This window comes from Micromonospora sp. WMMD1102, assembly GCF_029626265.1.
GTDB lineage: Bacteria > Actinomycetota > Actinomycetes > Mycobacteriales > Micromonosporaceae > Plantactinospora.
In genome coordinates this window covers 29,267-38,196 of record NZ_JARUBN010000002.1, presented here as the reverse complement: position 1 = coordinate 38,196, position 8,930 = coordinate 29,267, and the positions used below count along the sequence as shown (strand labels likewise).

15 protein-coding genes are annotated in these 8,930 nt (G+C 68.0%); 1 reads left to right on the top strand and 14 read right to left on the bottom strand.

Annotation, left to right across the window (positions count from 1 at the left end; translation table 11 throughout):
• Genes O7626_RS39910 through O7626_RS39895 form a run of 4 tightly spaced genes read right to left on the bottom strand, consistent with a single transcriptional unit; the run spans position 1 to position 3,381 of the window.
• Positions 1-396, bottom strand: a complete 396-nt coding sequence (locus O7626_RS39910) for a hypothetical protein (protein ID WP_278066605.1) — start codon at positions 394-396, stop codon at positions 1-3.
• Positions 393-746, bottom strand: coding sequence for a hypothetical protein (locus O7626_RS39905; protein ID WP_278066604.1), 354 nt, complete (start codon positions 744-746; stop codon positions 393-395). The genes O7626_RS39910 and O7626_RS39905 overlap by 4 nt, the downstream gene beginning before the upstream one ends.
• Before the next feature lie 2 nt (positions 747-748).
• Entirely contained in the window at positions 749-2,107 is a 1,359-nt protein-coding gene (locus O7626_RS39900; RefSeq protein WP_278066603.1) for a replicative DNA helicase, read from the bottom strand.
• Positions 2,107-3,381, bottom strand: coding sequence for a hypothetical protein (locus O7626_RS39895; protein ID WP_278066602.1), 1,275 nt, complete (start codon positions 3,379-3,381; stop codon positions 2,107-2,109). Before O7626_RS39895 ends, O7626_RS39900 begins: the two co-directional genes overlap by 1 nt.
• Before the next feature lie 239 nt (positions 3,382-3,620).
• Between O7626_RS39895 and O7626_RS39890 the strand changes: the two genes are divergently transcribed.
• Positions 3,621-3,854: a hypothetical protein gene (locus tag O7626_RS39890; protein WP_278066601.1), complete on the top strand. Its 234-nt coding sequence runs from the start codon at positions 3,621-3,623 to the stop codon at positions 3,852-3,854.
• 2 nt (positions 3,855-3,856) lie between these two features.
• Here the strand turns inward: O7626_RS39890 and O7626_RS39885 are convergent, their stop codons facing one another.
• The 10 genes from O7626_RS39885 to O7626_RS39840 form a co-directional block, all read right to left on the bottom strand.
• Positions 3,857-4,039: a hypothetical protein gene (locus O7626_RS39885; protein WP_278066600.1), complete on the bottom strand. Its 183-nt coding sequence runs from the start codon at positions 4,037-4,039 to the stop codon at positions 3,857-3,859.
• Positions 4,036-4,482: a hypothetical protein gene (locus O7626_RS39880; RefSeq protein WP_278066599.1), complete on the bottom strand. Its 447-nt coding sequence runs from the start codon at positions 4,480-4,482 to the stop codon at positions 4,036-4,038. The genes O7626_RS39885 and O7626_RS39880 overlap by 4 nt, the downstream gene beginning before the upstream one ends.
• A gap of 154 nt (positions 4,483-4,636) precedes the next feature.
• Positions 4,637-4,852, bottom strand: coding sequence for a hypothetical protein (locus O7626_RS39875; RefSeq protein WP_278066598.1), 216 nt, complete (start codon positions 4,850-4,852; stop codon positions 4,637-4,639).
• Positions 4,853-4,854: 2 nt separating this feature from the next.
• Entirely contained in the window at positions 4,855-5,391 is a 537-nt protein-coding gene (locus O7626_RS39870) for a single-stranded DNA-binding protein (protein ID WP_278066597.1), read from the bottom strand.
• 2 nt (positions 5,392-5,393) lie between these two features.
• Positions 5,394-6,164, bottom strand: coding sequence for a hypothetical protein (locus tag O7626_RS39865; RefSeq protein WP_278066596.1), 771 nt, complete (start codon positions 6,162-6,164; stop codon positions 5,394-5,396).
• Complete coding sequence (dnaN, locus tag O7626_RS39860) at positions 6,161-7,300, bottom strand: DNA polymerase III subunit beta (RefSeq protein WP_278066595.1); 1,140 nt, start codon at positions 7,298-7,300, stop codon at positions 6,161-6,163. The genes O7626_RS39865 and dnaN overlap by 4 nt, the downstream gene beginning before the upstream one ends.
• On the bottom strand, positions 7,297-7,887 hold the full coding sequence (gene dcd / locus O7626_RS39855) for a dCTP deaminase (protein WP_278066594.1): 591 nt from the start codon (positions 7,885-7,887) through the stop codon (positions 7,297-7,299). The genes dnaN and dcd overlap by 4 nt, the downstream gene beginning before the upstream one ends.
• A complete protein-coding gene (locus tag O7626_RS39850) occupies positions 7,874-8,413 on the bottom strand; it encodes a helix-turn-helix domain-containing protein (protein ID WP_278066593.1) in 540 nt (179 codons plus the stop codon). Before O7626_RS39850 ends, dcd begins: the two co-directional genes overlap by 14 nt.
• Positions 8,413-8,634: a hypothetical protein gene (locus O7626_RS39845; RefSeq protein ID WP_278066592.1), complete on the bottom strand. Its 222-nt coding sequence runs from the start codon at positions 8,632-8,634 to the stop codon at positions 8,413-8,415. Before O7626_RS39845 ends, O7626_RS39850 begins: the two co-directional genes overlap by 1 nt.
• Positions 8,631-8,888, bottom strand: a complete 258-nt coding sequence (locus O7626_RS39840) for a WhiB family transcriptional regulator (protein ID WP_278066591.1) — start codon at positions 8,886-8,888, stop codon at positions 8,631-8,633. Before O7626_RS39840 ends, O7626_RS39845 begins: the two co-directional genes overlap by 4 nt.
• Positions 8,889-8,930 lie beyond the last annotated feature (42 nt).

Sequence of the window (8,930 nt, the reverse complement as noted above, 5' to 3'; positions counted from 1 at the left end):
TCACGCCAGTACCCCATCCGTGTCGCCGGTCTCCACGTACCGAGCGACCCGCGCCCGAACCGACTCCGGCGTCAACCCCGGCAACTGCTGCACCTGGCCGCCGTTGCACAACCGGAACAAGTCCTGGTGCGGCGCGAGGAGTGTGCTGATCGCCTCAACGAGCCCAACGGTGACGGTGTCCGCCCACGGCTTGTCATGCACGTGCAGCACCCAGAACACCATGTCGGCCGGGGTCGCCAGGCGGTCCAAGTCGATCTGGTAGCCGGCTGGGCATTCCGGCCCGTCGTAGATCAGGGCAAGCACCTGCGGGTCGAGACGCCAACCGTGCCACGAGGTTGGGGCCAGCCGGCGGTAGTTGGTGTCGATGCCCTTCGCCACCCGGAACTGCTCGGTCATGCCGCCACCTGCCTCTGGTCGTGCACGGCGCACAGTTCGTTGTAGATGTGGGACACCGCGAGGTCGCGGTTCGACTGCTTCTCCAGCACCGCCACCTGGTAGTCGAAGATCTCCTTCGGGTTGATTCGCAGTACCGGCTTAAACCGGTCGTCGAACTCCCGCCAGCGACGGTTGCTGTCGGCCATGACCCGGTTGTTGCCGCGCCGAACCCCCACAAGGAAGTCCACGAACGGCTTGACGGCGGTGTAGACAACGTCGGGACGTTCTCCGGTGCGGGCCACATCCACGGCGGCGTCACAGAGGTGCTGTAGGCGCGGCTCGCAGTCAACGAGTTCTTGCCAGATGGTCACGGTTAGCTCCCCTCAGGTAGGGCCAAGTCAACGAATCGGGACAGGTGCAGTTGTGCGGCCAGCGTGACCACGCCCTTCTCCCCGTTCCGGTTCTTGCCGAATATGAAGTCCACTTCGCCACGGCGGGGCGAGTTGTGGTCGTAGTAGTCGGGTCGGTGCAGCAGAATCACGACATCAGAGTCCTGCTCGATCGACGACGAACCTTTGAGGTCGGTCAACTCAGGCAACTTGTCCTGGCGGGCCGACGGTCCACGGTTGAGCTGCGCGGCGGCCACCACCGGGACATCCAACTCCATGGCGAGCATCTTCAACGCCGGACTGACATCAGCCATGATCGCGGTGCGGTCCACGATCCTCGGGTTGGACGGCGACACCAAGTGCATGTGGTCCACGAACACGACATCGAGGCCGGGGCCGTCCTGTTGCCGCTTGCAGTGGTCCTTAATGTTCGCCACCGTCATCGGTGCCTTGTCCGTCAAGAACAGGGGCGCATTCGACATCGGCCCGATTCTGTTGGTGACCCGCTGCCAGTCCTGTTCGTCCAGCATGCCGTCGCGGATCAGCCGGAACGGAACCGCCGACTCGGCGGACAACACCCGGTCGAATACGTCACCATTCGACATTTCAAAGGTGAAGTAGGCGGCGTTCAAGCGCAGCTTGATCGCAATATGGCGGGCCATGTCGATCAGGGCAACACTCTTGCCCATACTTGTCGCGCCCGCCACAGTGGTGAGCTGCTTCGGACGCAACCCACCCAACATTTTGTCCACGTCGTGGTAGCCGGTGCTGATACCCGGCGGGCGCTTCCCTCGCGCTTCGATCTCATCCAGACCGGGGTTAATCAGCGAACCCAAGTCGGTCATCTTCAACTGGCGGCTACGGGGCTGCGCCTTCTCCAACAGCGAATGAGCGAGCGACGCCAGGTCGTCCACGTCTCGGTTGGGGGAGGTGGCGGCGTTGACGAGTTGCACACCGGTCTGCTCGTACGCGCGCCGCTGCGCGCACTCGGTGATGCGGTTGGCGTACCAGCCGAGTTGAGCGGCGAGTGGAACTTTCGTTACGCACTCGTTGAGGTAGAGGGGGCCGCCGAGCCGTTCCAGGTCGCCTCGGTCGGCGAGAACCGCCGAGATGGCGATTGGTTCGGTGGGGGTGCCGTCAGATTCCGCCCGCATGATCGTGCGGAACAGGTCGGCGTGCTTCGGGCTGTAGAAGTCTTCGTCGGTGAGCAGCGACTCCACGGCGCGGGGTGCGTTCGGGTCGGACAGCATGATCCCGATGACGACCTGTTCGGCGTTCAGATCGTAGGAGGGGGCGCGGTCTCCACGCTGCTGGCGCTGCCCTTCGAAGGTGGTTTCGTGCACTAGGAGTCCTTCCGTGCTGCGGCGGCCAGAATGCCGACGCCTGCTTTGGCTGCGGTGACCGCGACGGTCACGAGTTGCTGTTCGGTGGCGCCTGCCGCGTGTAGGGCGGTGATCTGCTGGGTGATGAGGATCAGTTCGTAGGTGGCGAGGTGGCCGCTGTGTGCGCTCCGGAAAGCGTCGAGGGCTGCGGTGACGGGTGCGGGGGTGGTGGGTTCGTCGGGTGTGGCGGGGACACCTGCCCGGCATTGGGCGCAGAGCGGGGTGCCGTAGGTGGGGTGCAGAGCGCGCCCGGCGAGAGAGCCGTGCTCACAGGTCGGCTCTGTGCGCTCCAGTTCTTTGATCTGCTGGTCGACCTTCTCGGCGCGTTCGCGGCGGATTCGCTGGTACCAGGCGCCGAAGCCGGAGCCGTCTGGCTTGGCGATGCCCCGGAGGTAGCCGACCCCCTTGCCGGCGAACTCCAGTCGGAGGATCTTGTCGATGGCTTTGGCGTCGGCTTCGATGGCGTCGGGGTAGTCGTTCCAGCGGAGCCAGTCAAAGATGATCTGTTCACGTTCGGTGAGCTTGAGGGCGGCGGCGGAGAACAGCGCCGACTGGCTGGCGTGGGGTGCGTTGATCGGCACCGTCTTTGCCGGGGCCTGGGTGTCGTCGGTGAGCCACTTCGGCTTCACGGTCGCGCGGGACTGAGGGGATGATTCTTGAGGGGATATGAGGGGAAGGGGTGGCCTGGGGGCCACCCTTTCTTTCACTCCGGCCACCCTTTCCGGGTTAATGGGTGGCTCGGGGGCCACCCATTGCTCCGGAAAGGGTGGCTTGGCGGCTACCCTTTCTGCCTCTATGGGTAGCCCAGGGGCCACCCTTTCGGGTTCGGGTGCGGCCACGGGCGGTTGAACCGGCTCGGGCACAGTCTCTACCTGGGAATGGGTAGCCGTCAGGCCACCCTTTCGGCATCCCTGACGGTCGTGCTTCGGCAGCGGACACAGCTTCGGCAACTGGTACTGAGTCTGCTGCCCCCGGAACGCGTACACCGGCTGGCCCTTGCTGTCCGTACCGATCGCCAGCCGCACCTCAAGGTCGCGCTCGGCGAGACGCGCGAAGACGCGTGCCAGGCCGGTCTTGCCGAGCCCGCTGCGGTGCATGAGTGCGTCTCGTCCCGGCCAGCCGCGACGGGTGCCGTCGTTCGCCTCCTCGGCGATAACCAGAAGGACCACGCGTTCGGCCGGCGTCAGGTCCTCGGGCGCGTGGAAGAGAACTTCCGTGATCAGGTCTATGCCCACTGGGCACCCGCTACCACGGGGAGCGCGCCACCAGATTGCTCGGCGCTACACCTGGCAATCTGCATGACTCCCCACACGTCTGGCACGTACTCTCCCTACGATCTTCGTCCGTGGTCTAGTATTGCGGAGTGACTTCACAGAATCAACTGACACTCCCAACGCGAACCGACACCGCGACTTGGTTTCGCGATCTCACCTGTGTGACAATGCCGTCTGTGCCCAGGGGAGCGCGTAGAGCGATGCAGACCGGCGCGGAAGCAACCGCGCTGGACGAAGCTGCCCGCGCGTTCCAGCGCACGGAGGCACTGCTCGACCGGCAACGCGAAGACCTCTGGAACAAGATCGTGGCCGCATGTCGCGCAGGCATGAGCAAGGCGGAAGCTGCTCGACGCACGGGCTACAGCCGCGAGTACGTCAGCGACCTGGTGAAGGCGGCGAACGAGCGAGACGGTTGGGCGCCGGAAGCTAGCTGACCTCACGCTGCCTGCCTTTCGACGGGCCGGACCAGCCGCCGTACCGCCCCCTGCTGCCGCCCCCGCAACGCCCTCGGGTCATGATCGCCGCAATACCAGCCGCCCAAATGCAGCCGACCCGGCTCCCCGCACGGGTCGGCGCCACCCCAGATGCACGGCTTCCCGACCGGCTCGACGGCGGTCATGGCGTATCCCTGAAACGGGCTCGGTACCGGGTGACGAAGTCCTGGGCTCCGGGGTTCAGGGCGTACCGCCGGACCCCGTCAGCGTCGGGGACGCCCAGGTAGGCGGCTCCGCCGCCGACGGCGCGGTTGACGGCATCGGTACACCGCTCGCCGGTCTGGATGTTGATCGCTGACCGGCCGCGTCGGACGATCAGCCCGTCGGCGATGGCGAGCATCGCGGCCAGCACCTTGGGGCGAAGCTCGGAGCCTTCCGGCGGTGGTCCGGGCGGCAGGGTGAGCGGCCCGTCCTCGGCGACCAGTTCAGCCCAGGTTTTCGGGCGCCCGGTCGGCCAGTAGGCGCGGTTGAGCCGGTACCAGAGGCCGTCGGCTTGCCGGCGGAACTTGGACCCGTGGGGGCCGTGGACCTCGTTGGCGTCCGGCTCGGTGATGAGTGGGTTGGTCACTGCCGTACCACCCGACGGCATTCCAGTTCCCTCGCCACCGCATCCCCGTCAGCCGGCACCAGCCAGCACGCGCACGGGTAGACGGTGCTGACACCGCCGGGGACGGTGCGGGCGGTGTGGACCGGGGCACGGCAGGCAGGGCAAGGGGGACGGTTCACGCGACCAACTCCTCGGGGATGTCGGGGCCGAACTCGTCGGCGATCATGTCGGCCAGCCAGCCGGGTACGACGGTGGTGTCGGGCATGGCGGGGAGGCCGCCGTCGGGCCAGCAGACGGCGCACGCGCGGCCGTGGGCGAGGTGGCGACGCCGGGCGGACTCGCTACCGCAGGGCAGCAGCGAGTCCAGACGCGGACGTCCAACGAGTTCCATGATCAGAACGGGGGTTCGTCGTCGAAGCTGCCTCCGCCCGAGTTGGACGAACGCGAGGAGGCCGGAGCCGCCGTGGCCCACGGGTCGTCGAAGTTGCCTCCGCCGCCACCGCCCTGGCCACCGCCGCCGCCACCGCCACCGGAGGCGCCGAACCCGCCACCGCCGCCGCCGGAGCGCGACATCTTCTGCACCTTCGCCGTGGCGTACCGCAGCGACGGGCCGATCTCGTCGACCTCCAGCTCGATGACGGTGCGCTTCTCGCCCTCACGGGTCTCGTAGGACCGCTGCCGGAGCCGGCCCGACACGATCACCCGGGCGCCGCGCTGCAACGACTCGGCGACGTGCTCGGCGGCCTGCCGCCAGACGGTGCATGAGAGGAACAGCGGTTCCATGTCGACGTACTTCTGCTGCTCCTTGTCGAAACGGGTTGGGGTGCTTGCCACCCTGAACTTCGCCACGGCCGCGCCGGACGGGGTGAACCGCAACTCCGGATCGTCGGTGAGGTTCCCGATGACCGTGATCGTCGTGTCTCCTGCCATGGTCAGACCACCTTTCTCTCGTACGGGTTGGTCTCGGTGCCGCTGAGAGCGGCGGTTCTGATGCGGGCGGCGGTGGCGTACCGCAGCCCGAAAGTCCTGGTGAAAGCACTCACCGTCGGGGCGATGCCTTCGGCAGCACGTTCGGCGGCCCAGCGTTGCCACAGCTCGGCCCGCTCGTCGTCGGTGAGGGTGTGAATTGATGCCTCGCCGCGTAGGACCCGGCCGACGAGTACCCCGGGGAGCCTGTCGGGGCGGCTGGTGTAGCCGCGTTGCGGGACAGCGTCCGGGTCGTCGATGTTGTCCCACGCGCCCGGGAGTGCCCATCCGCGTGCCCGGCCGGCGGCCCATGCCCACTTCGACGGGCCGGGGGTGGTGGAGTACCGCTCGTACACGTCCGTAACCATGTGACGAACCCGGATGGTGACGGTCGGTCGGCGACCGGCAACCAGGTCGAACAGGTGGCGCATGCTGAGCCCGGACAGGGTTGAAATGTGTTCGATGCCGTACCCGTAGGCGACCAAAGCTTGGAGTCGACGAACGGTGCCGAGGGCGGGTAGGCGGCCGTTCTCGACGACGGCCCGGGGGCGGACGGCGAGCAGTAGTGCGGCCGTGTCGCCGTTCACTGATGGTCTGGTGCCGTGGATGACGTTGCGAAGGGTGCGGTCCGAAACACCACTGTCGGCGGTGACCGCCTGCCGGGTCATGCCTGCGGCGGCGAGCCAGGCAAGGTGGTCGCGGACGACGGATGTCGGCCGGCGGGTGGTGCAGGTCATCGGCTGACCCGGATCGGCATGATCAGGTACCGGTAGCCGGGAACGCTCTCCCCGCCCTCGTCGGCCGGTGTGATGACGGCGGGTTTGAACGCGTCCACGAACTCGAACCGGGCCACCACCGACCCGAGCGCGGTCAGGCCGTCGACCAGGTAGGCGGGGTTGAAGCCGATCGTCAGCGTGTCGCCGGTGAACGTGACGTCCATCGCCTCCGACGCCCGCGCCTCTTCGGTGCCGCCCGCCTCCACGGTCAGCCCGTCCGGAGCGAACGTCAGGAGGACGGGGGTGGTTTTGCCGCCGACGAGGGACACCCGCTTGACGACCTCGATCAGCGTGGCGACCGTCACGGTGGCGTGGCTGGTGACCTTGTCCGGGTCGGGGAACAGGGTGCGGACCGGCGGATAGTTACCGCCGTCGAGCAGGCGGGACGTGGTGTGCCGTGCAGTGCCGGAGAAGCCGACGACCCCCTCACCCTGCCCGGACTCGCCGAGGTGGATGCGTACCTGCCCGCCCTGCTGGGCGAGCGTCTTCGCCGTGTCCGCCAGGGTTTGCGCCGGCACGAGCGCGGTCGCGGACAGGCCGGCGTCGTCCGGCTGCCACTCGAACTCCCGCACCGCAAGCCGGTACCGGTCCGTCGCCAGCAGCGCCACCCGGTCGCCTTCGATCTCGACCCGGACGCCGGTCATCATCGGCAGGGTTTCGTCCCGGCCGGCGGCGACCGCCACCTGTGCGACAGCGGCGGCGAACTCGGCGGCGTCGATGGTGCCAGCCGGGCCGGGCAGGTCCGGTAGGGCCGGGTAGTCCTCGACCGGCATTGTCGGCAGGGTGAACCGGGCACTGCCGCAGACGAGTTCCAGGTGCGCGCCGACGGACGTGATGTCGACCGGCTTCGCGGGCAACGCCTTCGCGATCTCGGCCAGCAGCCGGCCGGACACCAGGGCCGCGCCGCCCTCGGCAACGTCGGCCGGCACCGTGTCCCGGGCCGACCGGTCGTAGTCGTAGCCGGACACCTGCAACCCGCCGTCGACAGCACGGAGCAGCACCCCGGCGAGCACGGGCACGGACGGACGGTTGGGGAGGCTCTTCGCGACCCAGCCGGCGGCGTCGCCGAGGGCGTGCGGTGCTACTCGAAGCTTCACGGGGTGCTCCTTTCGGGGGTTTGGGTGGGCCAGGTGCGCCAGCCCTGCCATGAACGCGATGGGGTCGGGCCGCGCTGGTTCTGGTAGTGCGAGCCGAGCTGGTCGGTCCCGTACGGCTGCTCGACCTTGCCGAGCATCGGCATCGCGCACAGTTGGGCGATCCGCATCCCCGCCCGAAGCAGGATCGGACGCGGGGCGTGATTCACCAGCTCTAACGTGATGTGGCCGGCGAATCCGGGGTCAATGAAACCGGCGGTGATGTGCGCTGCCAGGCCGAGACGGGCAAGGCTCGACTTGCCCTCCACCCGGCAGGCGATGTCGGCGGCCAGCCGCACCCACTCAACCGTCGAGGCGAGCGCCATCCCACCCGGACACAGGGCGAACGTCTCCCCGTCGGCGATCTCAAACCGGCGCATGTTCGGTTCCTGCGCCGGGTCGATCGCATGCCCGTCGAGCGGCCACAGCAGCAGATGCCGGTCCAGGCGCAGGTCGATGCTCGACGGCTGCACCAGCGCCGGCTCGTACGGGTCGATGCCGAGCCGGCCCGTGTAGATGGCGTGGCGAAGGTCCCGGTCAGACAGCAGCACAGGACACCCCCACCGGCGCCAGACCAACATCGAGACGCCCACCGAGCGCCCGCGCCGTCTGCTGCACCGTCGCCAACCGTGTCCCGTCAGGGTTGTCCTCACGTTGAAGGATTGACGACTCGCAGCGGCCGAGGATCTGCCCGAACCGGTGCGCGGACATCCGGCGGCGGCGGATCCGGGCAAGGTCGTTCACAACCCGGCGAAGCGCAAGCTGGTCTTCTTCGGCCGGGCTGGCGGGGTGCTGCTGGTCGTAGACGGCGGCGAGCGCGTCACCGTCGTCCGGGACGACAAGCCCGACGATCGTCAACGTCAGCCGGTGCCCGAATGCTCTCGCCCACCCCTGGACGGTCCGTGCCTCCCATGACCGGTTGTGTTCGAGGACGGCGACACGGCGTTGGGTGACGTGTAGGCGGGCGGCGAGCGCGCGTTGACTGACGCCGGCCGCGACGCGGATGCCGTGGAGTTGGGCGGCGATCCGGTCGCGGGCGGCGGTGTCGTCGGGGTGGAGGTCGGTGATGGCGAGCATCAGGCGGTGTCCTTGGTCGGGTCGTGGTCGTGGGGGAGTGGGGTGACACCGGAGTGCCGGCATGCACGGCACACCTGCAACGGATCCCACGCCTTTTGGTGGTTCGGGATGGAGACGAGAGGCTGACCGCAGCAAGAGGTGTGCGGGTGCAGACCGGCCACCAGATGTGGCGTCTCGCCGGTATCCGTGAAGCCGGTCATCGGCTGCGGTTCGGTGTTCATGCCTGGTGGGCTCGCAGGACCCGAAGCCCGCCACGGCGCTTCACCGCACGCCGCTCCTCCTCGGACATTCCGCCCCACACACCTGCGTCTTCTCCGCTGGTCAAGGCGTAGTCCAGGCACTCGACAACGACCGGGCACCGTCGGCACACGGCCTTGGCCTGCTCGACCTGGAGAACGGCCGGGCCGGAGGTTCCAACCGGGAAGAACAACTCGGGACTTTCGTCCCTACAAACCGCAAAATGGCGCCAGTCCATCACTTGCCTCCTCTCTCAAGCCCGAGCGCGTCGAGCAGTTCG

Excerpts from the sequence above, each read along its gene's own strand:
- O7626_RS39910 (WP_278066605.1), bottom strand. The coding sequence starts at position 396 with ATGACCGAGCAGTTCCGGGTGGCGAAGGGCATCGACACCAACTACCGC.
- O7626_RS39890 (WP_278066601.1), top strand. The coding sequence starts at position 3,621 with ATGCAGACCGGCGCGGAAGCAACCGCGCTGGACGAAGCTGCCCGCGCG.
- O7626_RS39885 (WP_278066600.1), bottom strand. The coding sequence starts at position 4,039 with ATGACCGCCGTCGAGCCGGTCGGGAAGCCGTGCATCTGGGGTGGCGCC.
- O7626_RS39875 (WP_278066598.1), bottom strand. The coding sequence starts at position 4,852 with ATGGAACTCGTTGGACGTCCGCGTCTGGACTCGCTGCTGCCCTGCGGT.
- O7626_RS39870 (WP_278066597.1), bottom strand. The coding sequence starts at position 5,391 with ATGGCAGGAGACACGACGATCACGGTCATCGGGAACCTCACCGACGAT.
- O7626_RS39865 (WP_278066596.1), bottom strand. The coding sequence starts at position 6,164 with ATGACCTGCACCACCCGCCGGCCGACATCCGTCGTCCGCGACCACCTT.
- O7626_RS39850 (WP_278066593.1), bottom strand. The coding sequence starts at position 8,413 with ATGCTCGCCATCACCGACCTCCACCCCGACGACACCGCCGCCCGCGAC.
- O7626_RS39845 (WP_278066592.1), bottom strand. The coding sequence starts at position 8,634 with ATGAACACCGAACCGCAGCCGATGACCGGCTTCACGGATACCGGCGAG.
- O7626_RS39840 (WP_278066591.1), bottom strand. The coding sequence starts at position 8,888 with ATGGACTGGCGCCATTTTGCGGTTTGTAGGGACGAAAGTCCCGAGTTG.